Below are 16,259 nucleotides of genomic sequence, written 5' to 3'. Positions count from 1 at the left end.
AGCCAGCATGGTCCCGCTCTGCCTTCTCCCCTCGTGGGCTCCTCCCCTTCTCCCCCAGGGGGAGAAGGGAAGCGCCAGCACGCCGGCCAGATTCTAGCGACCCTGTTCCTTTCCCTCGTCTTCCTCGTCCTGCCGGCGCTTTCCGCTCGCGCCGCCATGGACATCCAGGAGGTGACCTCGCCGAAGGGCATTACCGCCTGGCTGGTGGAGGACTATTCGGTGCCGATCGTCGCCATCCGCTTCGTTTTCGATGGCGGCGCGACGCAGGATCCGCCCGGTAAGGAAGGGCTTGCCAATCTGATGAGCGGCCTGTTCGACGAAGGTGCCGGCAACCTCGACAGCGAGGCCTTCCAGATCAAGCTTGACGAGGTCGGCGCCGAGATGAGCTTCGATGCGCAGCGCGATGGCATTTACGGTTCGATGCGCATGCTGGCCGACCAGCGCGACGGCGCCTTCGACCTGCTGCGCGTGGCGGTCAACCAGCCGCGCTTCGACCAGGTGCCGATCGACCGCATCCGCGCGCAAATCCTGTCCGGCATCATCGCCAGCGAGCGCGATCCCGATACGCTCGCCCAACGCAAATGGCTGGACGCGATCTATGGCAGGCATCCCTATGCGCGACCCGACCAGGGCACCAGGCAGAGCATCGCGACGATCACGCCGGCCGATCTCAGCGCCTTCCACAAGGCAAATTTCGCCCGCGACGGCCTGCATGTCGCGGTGGTCGGCGCCATCGATGCCGAGACGCTGAAGCAGAAGCTCGACCTGGTGTTCGGCAGCTTGCCGGAAAAGCAGGCGCTGACGCCCGTTCCCGACATCGACCTGAAGCTTGGTCAGCAGCTCGAGGTCGTGTACGACCAGCCGCAGGCCTCGCTGCAGCTCGCCTATCCCGGCGTGAAGCGGAATGCGCCGGATTTTTTCGCCGCGGTGCTGATGAACGAGATCCTCGGCGGCGGCACCTTCACCTCGCGGCTGTTCGACGAGGTGCGCGAAAAGCGCGGCCTGGCCTACAGCGTCAGCTCCGACCTCGTCGACCACCAGCATTCCGAGGCGCTGTCCATCACCACCTCGACCCGCGCCGACAGGGCGGCCGAGACGCTGGCCGTGGTGCGCGACGTGGTCAAGCGCATGGCCGAGGAGGGGCCGACCGAAGCCGAGCTGGCGGCGACCAAGAAATACATGATCGGTGCCTATGCCATCAACAATCTGAATTCCTCGGGCGCGATCGCCTCAACGCTGGTCGAGATCCAGCTCGGCAAGCTCGGCATCGACTACATGCAGCGCCGCGCCGCCCTGATCAACGCGGTGACGCAGGACCAGGTGAAAGCGGTGGCGAAAAAGCTGCTCTCCGCCGAGCCGGCCGTCATGGTGGTCGGGCCGAAGCTAGGCGCGGCCAACAAGGGATGAGCCCTAGCTTCGGCATCGCCTTTGGCGGCGGCGGCGCGCGCGGGCTGGCGCATATCCATGTTATCGAGGCGCTTGACGAGCTGGGCATCAGGCCGGCGGCAATCGCCGGCTCGTCGATCGGCGCCATCATGGGCGCCGGCATGGCCTCTGGTATGACCGGCAAGGACATCCACGACTATGCGCGCTCGATCCTCGGCCGGCGCGCCGAGGTGGCGACGCGCATGTGGCGGGCGCGGCCCGGCACTTTTGCCGAGGCAATGCAGGGCGGCCTGCGGGTCAGCCAGTTCAATGTCGAGCGCATCCTCAAGGCGTTCCTGCCCGATGCCATTCCCGAGACCTTCGCCGAACTCAAAATACCGCTGAAGGTGACGGCAACGGATTTTTATGGCCACAAGCTCGCGGTGTTGGCCGAAGGCGAACTGCCTTCGGCGCTGGCCGCCTCGGCGGCAATTCCGGCGGTGTTCCGCCCGGTGATGCGCGACGGCAGGATGCTGATCGACGGCGGCATCTACAATCCCGTGCCATTCGACCTGATCGAGCTGGACGCCGACATCATCATTGCCGTCGACGTGGTCGGCGCGCCGACCGAGGCCGGGCGCAAATTCCCGACCTCGGTCGACCTGATGTTCGGCGCCACGCAGCTGATGATGCAGTCGATCATCGCCAGCAAGCTGAACCAGAGCCGGCCCGACATATTGGTCCGGCCGGCGGTGTCGAAATACCGGGTGCTCGACTTCATGAAGGTCGAGGCGCTGATGGCCGAGACGGTTGCGATCAAGGACGAGCTGAAGCGCGAGGTGGAGCAGGCGCTGAAGGCGAGGGAAGACGCTGCGGTCGCGGGCAGGCAGCGGACGGTGTAGGGAAGCTGCCAATCTCCCCACTTGAGGAGATGTCGCCGAAGCCGACAGAGGGGTCGTCTCGCGCAATGCGCCAACCCCCCGCTGTCGAAAGAGAGGAGCCGCGCCCGGTCGAACCGACCCCCTCTGCCCTGCCGGGCGTCTCCCCCTCGAGGGGGGAGATTGGCTGATCACGCCATCCCGGCCGCATACTCCAGCGCCACCACGCCGTTGCTGAATTGCGTGGCCGAGATCAGCTCGAGCGGCAATTGCGCGCCAGGCGGGAACAGCAGCTTGCCCTGGCCGACGGCACCGGGGTAGCTGAGCAGCCTGATGCGGTCGACCAGGCCGTTGCGCAGCAATTCCTGCGCGACGCTGAGGCTGCCATGCACATAGATGTTGCCGCCGCTGCCTTGCTTCAGCCCTCTGACCGCTTCCGGCAACGCGCCCTGCAGGAGTTCGGCCGGCTGCCAGTCGAGCGCCTGCAAGCTGGTCGAGGCGACATATTTCGGCAGCGCGTTGAAGCGGTCGGCGAAGTCTCCGGTCTCCTTGGGCCACGAGCCGGCAAAAATCTCATAGGTCGTGCGCCCCAAAAGCATGGCGCCGCTGTCGGCAAGCTCGTCCTCCTTGAACTTCTGCATCTCATGGTTCCAGGCGACGCTCGGCAGCTTCTCGACCTCGGCGATGCCGTCGACGCTGATGAATTCGGTGACGATGAGTTTTCGCATGGCGGGTTCCTTTCTGCCGAGCGCGGGTCTTGTGCGAACTGCTCCGTCAACTAGCGCGGCACTTTTTCAGGGGGAGGGCTTTCCCTGTTCAGATTCGATCTGCAATGACCGCCCGCTGAGCAATACCAGTTTCCTGGCCAGTATCTGCTCCACGTCGAAGCATGCCTCGGCGACTGGATCATCTACCATGAGCCAGCAAGGTAGAAGAGAGCCGAGCTATTTCGCCGTGGCTAAGGTCCAGCTTATCGCCGATCGTGCGCGTCACGTGCTGCCTACAGCTTGGCAATACCGGCTTTCAGCAGTCCTTCGCGGACGTGCTGCACATCGGACTCCTGGGCATAGTGCAGGGTGGCGATGAATGAATCGAGGTCGAATTGGGGATCGAGCGTTCTGATCTTGCCCAGATGCGCCGCGGCCGCGATTTCGTCGCCGAGCCAGCCGTAGCAGGCAGCGGCGAAAGCGTGCTGAACCGCGTCCATGGTCGACAGATGCATGAAAGCTTCGATCGCCTCGCCATACTGGCGCGCGGCGAAATGCGCCTTTCCCAGATGGCTCCAGAACCTCTCCGGATGGTGCGGGTTCAACTGCATGGCCTTGCGGATCCATTCAATTCCCTCTTCCGGCCTCCCGAGCCACGTCAATAACTCGCCTTGCTGCACCACCACGAGGTCGTAATTGGGGTTGAGGGCCAGCGCCCGCTCCTGATGGTAGCGCGCAGTGGTCAGCTCATTGTTGTTCACGTTCACTGCCGCGAGAATGCGGTGGACATCGGCATCGTTGTTGTCCAGCGCCAGCGCCCTGTCCAGCGCCGCCATGATGTTGTTCCAGACGGCATCCCTGTCTTCGCACCAGTTATGGACCCAGGCCTGGCCAAGAATGCAGGCCCGCCAGGCATGGGCATGGGCATAATCGGGGTCGAGCGCGACGGCCCTTTCTATCAAGGTTCGCGCGCGTTCATTATCGGCAATGGTGCTTCGGTGATGCAGCACCTTGGCAGCAAGGACACATTCATACGCGGCCATGTTTGCAGGTTTCGCCCGCGCGAGCTGGTCGCGCTGAGCCGCCTCGACACGACCGGGCAGCGTGGCCGCGATCGCCGCCGTCACCTCATCCTGAATCGCGAATATGTCGACCAGCTTCCGGTCATACTTGTCTGCCCAGATATGAGCGTCATTCGCCGTGTCGATGAGCTGAACCGTCACGCGCACCCTCTCGCCGATCTTGCGGACGCTTCCCTCCACCAGGTATTGGACGTCGAGTTTCTCGGCCACCTCGCGCACATTCACGGCGCGGTTCTTGTAGACGAAGCTGGAATTGCGCGAGATGACGAACAACTCATGGTGGCGGGACAGTTCGGTGATGATGTCCTCGGTCAGTCCGTCCGCGAAAAATTCCTGCTCGGGGTCGCCGCTCATGTTGGTGAATGGCAGCACCACTATTGAAGGTTTCGAGATCGATCGCTTTACCTCGACTTCCGGCAGGACAGGACTGTCAAGCCCGATGCGATAGAGGCGAACCGGGCGGCTGATGTTCTTCAACGTCTTCTCGCCCAGGTCCTCCATGGCAATTTCGAGACGGTCGGCAATTTGGGTCGCCACCGCTGCGGTCACGCAGATGCCGCCGACGTCGGCGAGTTGCTCGATGCGCGAGGCAATATTGACGCCGTCGCCGAAAATGTCCTCATCGTCGAAAATGATGTCGCCGAGATTTATGCCGATCCTGAACTCGATACGCCGTTCTTGCGGCACATCCGAATTGCGCCGTTTCATGCGCTGTTGGATTTCCACGGCGCATTTCACGGCGTCGGTCACGCTCTGGAACTCAACGAGCATGCCGTCTCCGGTGGTCTTGATGATCCGGCCCTTGTTCTTGGCAATGGCGGGATCGACCAGTTCTATGCGATGGGTCCGAAGGCGTGCGAGCGTGCCGGATTCGTCGGCCTCCATTAGCCGGCTGTAGCCCGCCATATCGGCAGCCAGAATTGCGGCTAGTCTCTGTTCCATCGCTGAACCAAAAACCAAGCCTACGCTTCCTGGGCCGCCAAATCCAGCAATTTGGGCTTGTGGCTGAAGTCCTCCTACTGCAGCAGCAAGAAAGGGCGGATCAGAACCCTCCGCCTGGTGGCTGCCGATCGCATCAATGGCGGGAGGCGCGGCGCCGAGCTCGTCGAGGCGACATATTTCGGCAGCGCGTTGAACCGGTCGGCAAAGTCGCCGGTTTCCTTGAGCCACGAGCCGGCAAAGATCTCGTAGGTCGTAGGCTTCGTGAAAATTAGCTCGGGATTTGTCATTTTTGGCCGATGGCAGAGGCAAGCGTCGACTTGGTGGTCCGCTAGAAAACAGAACGGGGTTAGTCCCCAGGCACTTGTCCCCCGCGTGCACTTTAGCGCCAAGGTGGTAAGCTCCAAAACTGAGTCGGAGCACTGGTGGAGGGGTCATGGGGCAGACAAGCAAAGTTTTTGATCGAGAGCGCTCGCCGTCTGTCAAGGCCGGCGGTCTGCGGTGACGAAACCGATCAAGTCCCTCCGACCCTTCTTCAGCTACTACGGCGGAAAGTGGCGTGATGCGGTTCGTCTCTATCCGAAGCCGGAGCACGAAACGATCATCGAACCATTTGCGGGGTCAGCCGGATATAGCCTAAGGTATCCGGACAGGGCGGTGATTCTGTACGAGATTGACCCAGTTATAGTCGCGGTCTGGCGTTTCCTGATCTCTGCTACACCAAAAGACATCTTGGCAATTCCAGACCTTCCTCTTGATGGGACTTGTGACGACCTAAAGGTTTCTCAAGAGGCCAAGTGGTTAGTCGGTTTCTGGCTCAATCGTGGCACTGCCAGTCCACGCAAATCTCCGTCAAAATGGATGCGCGACAAGATTCGTCCTGGATCGTTTTGGGGCGAAAGAGTGCGAAACACGATCGCGACCCAAGTCGAAAATATTCGCCACTGGAAGGTATACAATAGCGGCTATGTTGAGTGTCCCGAAAACTCAGAGGCTACCTGGTTCATCGATCCACCCTATCGCGAGGCGGGCCGGCACTATCGCTTCGGCTCGGAAATCATCGACTATTCCGCGCTGGCAACTTGGTGCCGAAATCGGTCTGGGCAAGTTATTGTTTGTGAAAATGCGGGAGCAGACTGGTTGCCTTTTCGAGATCTAGGATCAACTAAGACCACTCGAGCAGACCGTCGCTCAAAAGAGGTCTATTGGCTAAGTAAGTTCGACAAAGACTTGAATTCCATTGATGAGAACGCAATCATTGATGCAGGTACAAATGGGACCGTAGACAACGGGGTGCCACAGGAGAAGAACGCCGCATGACCGCCCGAGCGGTGCACTTGCATAGAGCGTTGTTAAAAGCCCTGGGTGGCCGGGTGCATTGGACCAGTCCTACCAACGAAAAGCCACTAATCTTAGACTTACGTGAACCAGAGTCCCTGCGTCTGAGGGTCTATATGTACAGCCTAGTTGGCGGCGCTGGCGAACGGGCTCGGCGCGAATACAAAATCGTGCTGCGGGTTCGGGATCAGGCGGTGGGCCAGTATGGTTCGTTCGATCATTCCGACGGTCGGTTCACCACTGTAGTCGGCTATGATGCAGACTTGGACGTCTTTGTGTTTTGGGACGCTAGCCTGCATCCTCGATTTAAGAATGGCGGTAACTTGCAGGTGCGGGATCAGGTCGTCCGCAAAGCTGCCGTCTATGGGACCGCCGAGCAGGTGCGGTACCTGACGAACGGCGCCAAGGAAGCAGTGTTGGTCTGCCAAAGCCCGGACTTGTGGCGAACTCTTGAGACAAGGATAACCACTACTGGCGGGATCGAGGAAGGTGAATGTTTGACCTTTCTCAACTGAATTTGAAAACCTCTTATCATAAGGGTCGCGATGATATTGCGCGCGACTTCTATTTACCTTGCATGATGCAAGCGACCCATTTTGATCGAGCTGTAGGCTATTTTCGGAGCACAGTCTTCATCATTGCTTGGCAGGCATTAAAGGGCTTCATAGAGCGTGGCGGTAAGATCCAAATCCTATGTTCGCAGATTCTAGCTGATGCCGATGTCGATGCTTTGGAGGCTGGCTATGCGGCACGGGTCGACGAGGTAATCGGAAGGCGGTTGCTCGAACAGGTTACATCTTTGCTGCAGAATGAAGAACTCTGCGAGCCAGCCAAGATTTTGGCGGGACTGGTCGCCCGCGGTCTTCTTGACCTTCAGGTGGCAATTCTACGAGAGAACGACCTGCTTTCCGCCAAGGGACGCATATTTCATGATAAACTAGGTATTTTCCGCGACCCGATTGGTCATCGGGTGATATTCAAGGGCTCTATGAACGAGACTTGGACGGGTCTCGCTTCGGACGGAAATTTAGAGTCGGTTGACGTTGCCGTAAGTTGGCTCGGCCTTCGTGACCTTGAGCGATGCAATGTTGAGGAAGGCTATTTCAGTGATCTTTGGCAACGAAAATACCCTGGGCTCTGTGTTCGCCCCTTTCCGGAGGTGGCGCGCGCTGAACTGACCAGCGCCGCGCCCGACGATTTCGAACGAGCATTCGATGATTTTCTCCAGAAAACCACCTCAACAGAACCTGCGGATCCCCGCGGCCGGGTTCTGAAACCACACCAAGCACTCGGCTTGACCTCTTGGGCAGCCAATGGCCGCCGAGGCATTCTCGCGTTCGCCACTGGGGCAGGTAAGACCTTCACAGCAATCACCGCCATTCGCGAAGCTTTGAGAGAACATCGAAATGTAGTGCTAGTGATCGTCCCGGATCAGACTCTCTTTGGCCAATGGGAAAAGGAAATCCGCGAGACTACCGCGGACCTCACTCCACGGATCCTGCGCGCGGGCGCCGGACATAGCGGCTGGCGTGCGACATTGCGTCAGTGGACGACGCCCAGCGAGCAGCTGCGTATCGTGCTGGCTACCGTCCAAACCGCATCGAGTGATGAATTTCGCGGCCAGCTTGATGGCGGGGCGCATCTTATGATCGTTGTAGACGAAGTGCATCGCTTGGGATCGCGGAAACATCGGAAACTAATGGACGATGCCAACTTCGGGCCACGGCTTGGGCTGAGTGCGACGCCTGAGCGTTATGGTGATGCTGATGGAACTGCTGCAATCATGACTTTTTTCGGCGGCGTCCTGCGGCCACGTTACACGCTTCCCGACGCTATTCGCGATGGAGTTTTGACACCCTACTTCTACCGGCCCCACGCCCTGCGTCTAGAGCCAGATGAGCAGGATGCTTGGGCGAAGTTGAGCCGGGAGATCGTACGGATACAAGCGCGAATTCGCGCCAATGACAGAACGCCCGGTTTGGCCGAGAAGGCGCAAAATCTGCTGATCCGCAGGGCGCGCCTAATTAAGCAGGCGCGCGCCAAGGTGCAACTAGCCGTCCGCGTGATTAGCCAGGGCTACGTGGTCGGCGAACGATGGCTGATCTACTGTGACGACAGCACACAACTTAACACTGTCAACGCCAACTTGGCAGCCGCGGGCATTTCGACCTTGGCGTATCATTCCGCGATGGAAGGTGATCGAGATCAAACGCTAAGGTGGTTGGCTAAGCGCGGTGGCATTGTTACAGCTATCAAGTGCTTGGACGAAGGCGTGGACATCCCCTCTGTGACTCACGCCCTAATCCTGGCTTCATCCAAGAACCCGCGGGAGTTTGTGCAGCGCCGTGGCCGCGTACTTCGTAAGGCCGAGGGCAAGGCGCTAGCGTACATCCATGACGCCATCGTCCTTCCATCTAGGCTGGACTCGGACGAAGACAGTGATGAGCGAAGGTCAGATCCAATAACATCCGGAGAGCTGGCTAGGGCGATCGAATTTGCCACATATGCGTCCAACCCCGCGTCAGCGACCGACCTACAACAAATTGCAGTACAAGCAGGACTCGACTGGCACGCACTTATGAGGCTTGGGGTGGAAGATGCGGAAGACTGATCTGGAAGACATTCGCTCGGTGATCCATCGGATTCGTGCAGATCGCTTTTCTCATCTGGACGAGCAGTTTCTCGACGCCGTTTTGGACGCTGAGGCACGTACATTGGAGGACGACGCTGGCGCGGTCCAATTGATCCGGCGCGCTGTGGACACTGCGCTAGCAAAGATGGGCTAAAGCAGATGCTGCTGCTTAAGAAACTGGAAATCGAAGGATTTGGGCCGTTTGCGGACAAGCAAGTCCTGTTGTTTCCGGCAAAGCCCGGTGTACTGGTTGTCTATGGCGAGAACATGCGGGGCAAGACTACCCTTTTGAACGCTATCCGATACGCGTTTTTCGGCAAAGTGTTAGGGAGGGGGCGGCGTGAACGACTAGTCCATAGCTTATCCAATCGCGAGCGAGCATCGGCGGGCAAGTTCGGCTTCAATGTCGCTTTGGAATTCGAGTTCGATGGTCAAGCCTTCGAGCTCTATCGCGGGCATGAAGCACGTGGCCCAAGCCCCATCAATGACGGCGACTATCGCTCTGAGGTACTCCTTCGGCGAGGTGGCCAGGTGGTAAGCCAGCAGGAGCAAGACCGGCTTCTTGGTCAAATTTTTCCGGAGGACATTTCACGGTTTTTTCTTTTCGATGGCGAGCTTCTCCAAGAGTATGAGGAGTTGATCATCAACGAGAGTGAGGTTGGACCTCAGATTTCAAGCGCGATCGAAAGAATTCTTGGCGTGCCGATCCTCAAGGCGGGACGCCGCCACCTTCTTGGGTTGGCGGACGAGGCCGACAGGCAGGCCGCTACGGAGGCGTCTCGACATCAAGAAACTCAGAGCTTGGGCAACGCGCTTCAGGCGGCTATTACGCTGCGCAAGGCTCAACAAGATGAACTCGTCCGACTAAAGGACAATCTCGCAGACCTCACTCGACAAAAGGGCGAAATCGACGCCAAGCTCGCGGCTGATCGACGAGCCGCTGATCTCATGAACCGTCGCCAGGATGCGCTCAATCGCGCTGCTGCAGCGGCGACGAGGCAAGTGGATTTGCGATTGGACATCAAACGCGCCATGAGCGATGCGTGGCGGACGGTTTTGCACGAGCCCATTCGTAAGGCCAGGGAACAAGCACAGATCAACTTGCAGTCGCAGATCGAGGCCTTAAAAGTCGAGCTGCGCCGCGCGGCCGTTGAGCGAAGTCATTGTGACATCTGTGAACAGGATGTTGCCCCAGCCCTGCGGTCGAGGCTGCTCGCGACATTGGGCGACACGGGAGCAGCGCGGCCTGCAGACCAAGCGTCGATCCGCTTGGGGGCCGTAGGCGGGTTCAGGGATTTCGATGTGTCCGGCGAAGTACGTCAATTGGTCCGGCAAATTCAAGATATGGCAGTGGTGGAACAACACGAGCGCGAAGAAGCGAAAGATCTTCTCTCTTCGCTGGCCGATACGGACCAAGCGTCCGTCCGCAGTACCCAAGCAACTTACGTCGAAGTCATCGAACAAATTGCGATCGTCAAGCAGGGTATCGAGAAGCAGGCGGCCCAGCTCGAGCAGCAGGAGACGCGCGTCGATGGATTGCGTCGAAAATTACAGAACACCGCTCGAGCTGATGTTATGGCTGTAGAGGCTCGAGCCAAGCTCTTGCGAGACAGTGCCGCCGTGTTCGACGATGCGGTAGAAGCATACAAGACGGAATTGCGAAAACGTGTTGAGGCCAGCGCCACTGAACTGTTTCTAGCAATGACCACCGAGAAGACTGACTTTGCTGGCCTGAGAATTAACAATGACTATGGCCTGACGATCATACATAGGGATGGTCGTCCCGAGGACGCGCGTTCTGCGGGAGCCGAACACGTCGTCGCCTTGGCGTTGATGGGTGCGTTGCAGCAAAATGCCCCGTTGCGCGGCCCCATAGTGATGGACTCGCCCTTTGGCCGTCTTGACGATGGCCACACGTCCAACGTCGTGAGCGGTCTCCATAAGATGGCCGATCAAGTTGTTCTTCTTGTCTATGAAGCAGAAGTTGGCCGTCAGCGTGCCCGGGAGCTTTTGGGCTCTCGGCTGGTTGCTGAGTACGAGCTCGAACGCGTGAACAGCCGGCGTACCAACATAAGAGAGATTCGCTGATTATGGATCAAGACCGGCGTAGCATTGGCCTTTCGGCCGAATCTCAACGCCTCATGGAAGAGATTCTGAACAAAGACTGGTTCAATGAAGCTCAAGAAGCGGCCCGCTTCTCCATGGCCTATGCGATCAAAGCAGGTGTCACCCCTGGTGCGACGCCGGGCGTGGACACTCGTTGGGCGAGCGGACTATTTGACCCGACCGGCGAGATCGTATCCCTTGTGAATGCGCTCTATCCAGAAGTGACAACTCCAGTGCGTGCGATCGAAAACTTCGTCAACGAAGGCCTGCGATTGGTGCACGAACGATTGGTTATCCGAGGCGAAACACCCGCGGATTTGCTGGGCTGAAGTCATCGCCGACGTAACATACTTTGATGGCATATCTCTTGCCATCCTCGCACCCTTCCCCTAATCGCCCATTGGCGAAAACCTGTTCCCAATCGCCCCGCCGTCGCTGACCTCACCATTTCAGCACCCGCAGGCCCCTAAGAGAAAAGCTTTTCCCACCGGGAGATCGATATCCAAATCATGGCGTCCGACGCCCAGCCAACGCCCGCCAAACAGCCGGTCACCCTCCGCGAGGTAGCCACATCGTCGGCGTCAGCCTCGCCACCGCCTCGAAAGCCCTGAACGGGCGGATGACCGCCGAGACGCGGACCCGTATTCGCGAGACGGCGCAGCGGCTTGGCTTTCGCCCGAACAGCCTGGCGCAGAGCCTCCCCAGGCGGCTCCTTTACCGTCGGGCCCGCTGACCAACGACCTATCGCCGCGCCTTCGGCGCGCATTTGTGACGGTCACCGCCTTCATGAAGCAACTCTGATCCCAAATGTCATCGTGCGATGCCAAGCCGTTGCGTGAGCGGATGCGGGTAACATCGGCGAAATGGAACAATCCGGCAGCCGGCGGGTTTGTAGGATGAAGGGCGATCTGTTTCGGAGGAAGATTACGATGAAACGCGTCCTCGCCCAACATGCGGTGCGACTGATGCTCGGCGCCGCCTGCCTGCTCACAGTTGTCGAGATTCCCAACCCAATTGCGCCATTGTCGCTTGTGTCCGAGGCAAGGGCTGCCACCACCGTTTCGATCAGCACATTCTACGAAGACCTGTCTTCCTATGGCGATTGGGTCTCGTATCACGGAGCGACCGTTTTCGTGCCGGTCGATGTGCCTGACGACTGGCGTCCGTATACGCTTGGACATTGGGTCTACACCGAGCAGTATGGCTGGCTGTGGGTGTCCGACGAGCCATTCGGCTGGGCGACGTACCATTACGGCCGGTGGGGCTATGCCGACGATATCGGCTGGTATTGGGTTCCGGGCACTCGCTGGGCGCCAGCGTGGGTGAGTTGGCGTCGTGACAGGGAGCACATGATTTGGGCTCCGCTGCCGCCGCGCCGCGATCCGGATTTGATTTCAATCGAGGTGACCTTCGACACGACGCCGGATTACTACTGGGTTGTGGTCCCCACCCGCGAATTCCTTGCCGCGGACATTTCTACCGTCGTTATCCGTGATGAGCCGGAGTTTGTGCGCATCGTCGAGGCGGCCGAGCCGGCCGGCGACGTGACGATCCAGAACAACGTCGTGATCAACAAAGTCATTGATGTCGATGTGATCGAAAAGGAGACGAACCAGAAGGTGACTGCCGTCAAGGTCAGCAAGACCGACGCGCCCGAGCAGTCCGGCAAACTGGAAAAAGATACGGTCGCTGTCTTTGAGGGCGAGGTGAAAGCCGACCCTAAGGCCAAACCAGCCAAGCTCAAAGACATCGAGGAGGTGAAGCAGGTTCAGGCTGGCCGCAAATCGAAGCCGACCGAAGGCGCTGCATCGACCGAGCAGGCGAAGCCCGAAGAAACTGCCAAGCCTGAGAAGCCGAAGGTCGGCGAGCAGCCGACCACCGAGCAGCAGCAGGCCGAACCTGGCAAGGCGGCCAAGCCTGAGAAGCAGAAGACCAAGGAGCAGCCCGCCGCCGAGCAGCAACAGGCCGAGCCGGAACAGGCGGCCAAGCCTGAGAAGCAGAAGACCAAGAAGCAGCCCGCCGCCGAGCAGCAACAGGCCGAGCCGGAACAGACGGCCAAGCCCGAGAAGCCGAAGACCAAGAAGCAGCCCGCCGCCGAGCAGCAACAGGCCGAGCCGGAACAGACGGCCAAGCCTGAGAAGCCGAAGACCAGGAAGCAGCCCGCCGCCGAGCAGCAGCAGGCCGAGCCCGAACAGGCGGCCAAGCCTGAGAAGCAGAAGACCAGGAAGCAGCCCGCCGCCGAGCAGCAGCAGGCCGAGCCCGAGCAGGCGGCCAAGCCTGAGAAGCGGAAGGCCAAGGGGCAGCCCGCCGAGCAGCAGCAAGCCGAGCCGGAACAGGCGGCCAAGCCCAAGCCGGAGAAGCAGAAAAACAAGGCGTGCGATCCGCAGACTGAGAGTTGCTAGCCTACGGGTAGACTGCGGCACCGCGATTATTCGATCGCGGTGCCGCTGAGCGGCCATTCCCCCTTGCCATCCCCACATCCTTCGTCCTAATCTCTCCCTTGAGAAAACCTTTTCCCAACTCGCCTCGCATCCGCTGACATCACCAATCAGCACCCTGAGGGGCCATAAGAGAAAAGCTTTTCCCACTTGGGAGGATCGATATCCAAATCATGGCGTCCGATGCGCAGCCAACGCCCGCCAAGCAGCCCGTCAACCTTGCGTGAGGTGGCAGCCCTTGCCGGCGTCAGCGTTGCCACCGCGTCCAAGGCGCTGAACGGGCAGGGGCGGATGACGGCCGAGACGCGGACCCGGATTCGCGAGACGGCGCAGCGGCTTGGCTTTCGCCCGAACAGCCTGGCGCAGAGCCTGCTCAGGCGGCGCTCCTTTACCGTCGGGCTGTTGACCAACGACACTTATGGCCGCTTTTCGCTGCCGCTGATGGCCGGCGTTTCCGATGCGCTGGTCGATGCCGGCGTCTCGGTGTTTTTGTGCAATGTCGAGGACGACCCGCGCCTTGCCCAGCTGCATGTCGATGCCATGCTCGACAAGCGCGTCGACGGCATCATCGCCACCGGCAAGCGCATCGACCGCCATCTGCCGGTCGACCTCGCCAATCTCGGCATTCCGGCGATCTATGCTTTCACCGAGCCCGATCCCAACGCCATCGCCTTCGTCTCCGACGATGCCGGCGGGGCGCGGCTGGCGGTCGAGCATTTTTGCCGGCTCGGGCGGCGGCGCATCGCCCATGTCAGCGGGCCGGCGAGCTTTGCCGTGGTGCATGCCCGCGCCGAGGCCTATCGCGCGGTGCTGGCCGAGAACGGCCTGCCGGTCATGGAGCCGCTGCTTGGCCGCTGGTCGGAGGCCTGGGGCCATGAGGCGGTCAAGACGCTGTTCGACCGCGAGGGGTTTGACGGCAAGCGCGAAAAACCGGACGCGGTGTTTTGCGGCAACGACCAGATCGCGCGCGGCGTCATCGACGCCTTGCGCGAACGCGGTATCGGCGTGCCGGACGAGGTCGGCGTCATCGGCTTCGACAATTGGCAGATCGTCGCAGAGGCAACCCGGCCGCCGCTGACGTCGGTCGACATGAATCTCGCAGCACTTGGCCGCGAGGCCGGCCTTGCCCTGCTTTCGCTCGTCGGCGGCGAACCCGCTGTGCCGGGCATCAGAAAACTGCCGTGCCGGCTGGTGGTGCGTCAGTCATGCGGCCGTCCGCCGGACGGCTGAAACGAAACGGGCCGTGTCGATTGCAAAGCGCTGGGGCGCGGTCGAGTTAAACCATGTGGAGGAGAAGCATGAGAACCACCATTACCGGGCTCGCCATCGCGGCGAGCATATTGGGCACGCTGGCAACAGTCGGCTCGGCCGCCGCCGACACCGCCAACATCTGGGTGCGCGCCGACGGCTCGAACTTCATGCCGCGCATCGTCGACGCCTTCAACAAGGGGCATCAGAACCAGATCAAGCTCGACATCATCCCCAACGCCGAAATCATCCCGAAATACGGCGCCGCCGCCGCCGGCGGCACCGCACCGGATGCACTCTCGCTCGACCTGATCTACACGCCGTCCTTCGCCGCCGCCGGCCAGCTGGAGGACATCACCGACTGGGCGAAATCGCTGCCCTATTTCGCCAGCCTGTCGCCGGCGCATGTCAAGACCGGCACCTATAAGGGCCGCATCTACGGGCTGCCGTTCTCGGCGGATTCCTCGGTGCTGATCTGGAACAAGAAGCTGTTCAAGCAGGCCGGCCTCGACCCGGAAAAGGGCCCGACCAACTGGGCCGAGATCGAGAGCGACGCCGAAAAGGTCAACGCGCTCGGCGGCGACATCAAGGGCTTCTATTTCTCCGGCAATTGCGGCGGCTGCAACATCTTCACCTTCACGCCGCTGATCTGGGCCTCGGGCGGCGACATCCTGACGGAGGACGGCTCCAAGGCGACGCTCGACACGCCGCAGATGCGCGGCGCCATCGACCTCTACCGTTCGATGGTCAAGAAGGACCTGGTGCCTTCAGGCGCACAGACCGACACCGGCTCCAACTTCTTTGCCGCCTTCGCCACCGGCAATATCGGCATCTCGCCGTCCGGCGCCTTCGCCATCGGCGCGCTGAACACGCAATATCCGGATATTGACTACGGCATCACCTTCCTGCCCGGCAAGGACGGCGGCTGGTCGTCGTTTGCCGGCGGCGACAATTTCGTCGTCACCAAGGGCACCACCAAGGTCGCGGTGGTGAAGGAGTTCCTCGATTTCGCCTATTCGCTCGAGGGCCAGACCATCCTGGCGAAATACGGCAGCCTGCCGGTGCGCGGCGACATCGCCAATGAGGCGTTGAAGGACCTCGACCCGCGCTACAAGGTCGCCGCCGAAGCGATGGCCAAGGGCCGCACGCCCTATTCGGTGGTGTTCAACGACCTGATCAACTCGGCCAACGGTCCGTGGAACCAGATGATGAACGAGGTCTTCTTCGGCGAAGACGTCGACGGCGCCATCGCCAATGCGCAGGAGACCATGCAGTCGATCATCGATTCGGCGCCGCAGAAGTAAAGCGCCGCCTCCCCCTCGAGGGGAGGTCGGACCGCAGGTCCGGGTGGGGTCATCGCGGCAGTGCTCGACGCTCTTTTGATGTCGGCGCGCTTCGCGGAGGACCCCACCCCCGGCCTTCGGCCGGACCCTCCCCTCAAGGGGTGTTTGGACCGGGGACATCGCGAACAGGTGTGCGAGGACATCGCGAACAGTTTGGCGCGCTTTGCGCTGGGGGGTTCGGGA

12 protein-coding genes and 2 pseudogenes are annotated in these 16,259 nt (G+C 60.5%); 12 read left to right on the top strand and 2 right to left on the bottom strand.

From position 1 onward, the window contains the following. Positions 1-156: 156 nt before the first annotated feature. Both NKI63_RS28190 and NKI63_RS28185 read left to right on the top strand, forming a co-directional pair. Positions 157-1,407: a M16 family metallopeptidase gene (locus NKI63_RS28190; protein ID WP_502900521.1), complete on the top strand. Its 1,251-nt coding sequence runs from the start codon at positions 157-159 to the stop codon at positions 1,405-1,407. After that, positions 1,404-2,267 (top strand): patatin-like phospholipase family protein, encoded by an 864-nt coding sequence (locus tag NKI63_RS28185; RefSeq protein WP_352703336.1) that lies wholly within the window; start codon positions 1,404-1,406, stop codon positions 2,265-2,267. Before NKI63_RS28190 ends, NKI63_RS28185 begins: the two co-directional genes overlap by 4 nt. 167 nt (positions 2,268-2,434) lie before the next feature. Here the strand turns inward: NKI63_RS28185 and NKI63_RS28180 are convergent, their stop codons facing one another. Next, complete coding sequence (locus NKI63_RS28180) at positions 2,435-2,971, bottom strand: dihydrofolate reductase family protein (protein WP_352823995.1); 537 nt, start codon at positions 2,969-2,971, stop codon at positions 2,435-2,437. A gap of 111 nt (positions 2,972-3,082) precedes the next feature. On the opposite strand from NKI63_RS28180, the pseudogene NKI63_RS28175 reads away from it, so the two are divergent. Beyond that, positions 3,083-3,224 (top strand): annotated as a pseudogene (locus tag NKI63_RS28175) (HNH endonuclease); the annotation flags it as partial. A 19-nt stretch (positions 3,225-3,243) separates the two neighbouring features. Here the strand turns inward: NKI63_RS28175 and NKI63_RS28170 are convergent. Further along, complete coding sequence (locus NKI63_RS28170) at positions 3,244-4,974, bottom strand: adenylate/guanylate cyclase domain-containing protein (protein ID WP_352824000.1); 1,731 nt, start codon at positions 4,972-4,974, stop codon at positions 3,244-3,246. A gap of 498 nt (positions 4,975-5,472) precedes the next feature. Between NKI63_RS28170 and NKI63_RS28165 the strand changes: the two genes are divergently transcribed. From NKI63_RS28165 to NKI63_RS28125, 9 genes and pseudogenes are all read left to right on the top strand, one after another. Beyond that, complete coding sequence (locus NKI63_RS28165; protein WP_352823994.1) at positions 5,473-6,291, top strand: DNA adenine methylase; 819 nt, start codon at positions 5,473-5,475, stop codon at positions 6,289-6,291. Next, positions 6,288-6,824, top strand: coding sequence for a hypothetical protein (locus NKI63_RS28160; RefSeq protein WP_352823993.1), 537 nt, complete (start codon positions 6,288-6,290; stop codon positions 6,822-6,824). The genes NKI63_RS28165 and NKI63_RS28160 overlap by 4 nt, the downstream gene beginning before the upstream one ends. After that, positions 6,803-8,920, top strand: coding sequence for a DEAD/DEAH box helicase family protein (locus NKI63_RS28155; protein ID WP_352823992.1), 2,118 nt, complete (start codon positions 6,803-6,805; stop codon positions 8,918-8,920). Before NKI63_RS28160 ends, NKI63_RS28155 begins: the two co-directional genes overlap by 22 nt. A 180-nt stretch (positions 8,921-9,100) precedes the next feature. Then, complete coding sequence (locus NKI63_RS28150) at positions 9,101-11,029, top strand: AAA family ATPase (RefSeq protein WP_352823991.1); 1,929 nt, start codon at positions 9,101-9,103, stop codon at positions 11,027-11,029. A 53-nt stretch (positions 11,030-11,082) separates the two neighbouring features. Next, entirely contained in the window at positions 11,083-11,376 is a 294-nt protein-coding gene (locus tag NKI63_RS28145) for a hypothetical protein (protein ID WP_352823990.1), read from the top strand. A gap of 180 nt (positions 11,377-11,556) precedes the next feature. Beyond that, a pseudogene (locus NKI63_RS28140) lies at positions 11,557-11,772 on the top strand (LacI family DNA-binding transcriptional regulator); the annotation flags it as partial. Positions 11,773-11,976: 204 nt separating this feature from the next. Beyond that, positions 11,977-13,449, top strand: coding sequence for a DUF6600 domain-containing protein (locus NKI63_RS28135; RefSeq protein ID WP_352823989.1), 1,473 nt, complete (start codon positions 11,977-11,979; stop codon positions 13,447-13,449). A 264-nt stretch (positions 13,450-13,713) separates the two neighbouring features. Continuing rightward, positions 13,714-14,715: a LacI family DNA-binding transcriptional regulator gene (locus NKI63_RS28130; RefSeq protein WP_502900522.1), complete on the top strand. Its 1,002-nt coding sequence runs from the start codon at positions 13,714-13,716 to the stop codon at positions 14,713-14,715. Between the two features lie 68 nt (positions 14,716-14,783). Further along, a complete protein-coding gene (locus tag NKI63_RS28125; RefSeq protein WP_352823987.1) occupies positions 14,784-16,037 on the top strand; it encodes an ABC transporter substrate-binding protein in 1,254 nt (417 codons plus the stop codon). Positions 16,038-16,259: the final 222 nt, after the last annotated feature.

Origin of the sequence: Mesorhizobium sp. M0410, from assembly GCF_040321435.1 — a bacterium.
Taxonomy (GTDB): Bacteria; Pseudomonadota; Alphaproteobacteria; order Rhizobiales; family Rhizobiaceae; genus Mesorhizobium.
This window is presented reverse-complemented; position numbering and strand designations above follow the sequence as displayed.

Coding starts and splice junctions, on each gene's coding strand:
- NKI63_RS28190 (WP_502900521.1), top strand. CDS start 157: ATGGACATCCAGGAGGTGACCTCGCCGAAGGGCATTACCGCCTGGCTG.
- NKI63_RS28185 (WP_352703336.1), top strand. CDS start 1,404: ATGAGCCCTAGCTTCGGCATCGCCTTTGGCGGCGGCGGCGCGCGCGGG.
- NKI63_RS28180 (WP_352823995.1), bottom strand. CDS start 2,971: ATGCGAAAACTCATCGTCACCGAATTCATCAGCGTCGACGGCATCGCC.
- NKI63_RS28170 (WP_352824000.1), bottom strand. CDS start 4,974: ATGGAACAGAGACTAGCCGCAATTCTGGCTGCCGATATGGCGGGCTAC.
- NKI63_RS28160 (WP_352823993.1), top strand. CDS start 6,288: ATGACCGCCCGAGCGGTGCACTTGCATAGAGCGTTGTTAAAAGCCCTG.
- NKI63_RS28155 (WP_352823992.1), top strand. CDS start 6,803: ATGTTTGACCTTTCTCAACTGAATTTGAAAACCTCTTATCATAAGGGT.
- NKI63_RS28150 (WP_352823991.1), top strand. CDS start 9,101: ATGCTGCTGCTTAAGAAACTGGAAATCGAAGGATTTGGGCCGTTTGCG.
- NKI63_RS28145 (WP_352823990.1), top strand. CDS start 11,083: ATGGAAGAGATTCTGAACAAAGACTGGTTCAATGAAGCTCAAGAAGCG.
- NKI63_RS28135 (WP_352823989.1), top strand. CDS start 11,977: ATGAAACGCGTCCTCGCCCAACATGCGGTGCGACTGATGCTCGGCGCC.
- NKI63_RS28125 (WP_352823987.1), top strand. CDS start 14,784: ATGAGAACCACCATTACCGGGCTCGCCATCGCGGCGAGCATATTGGGC.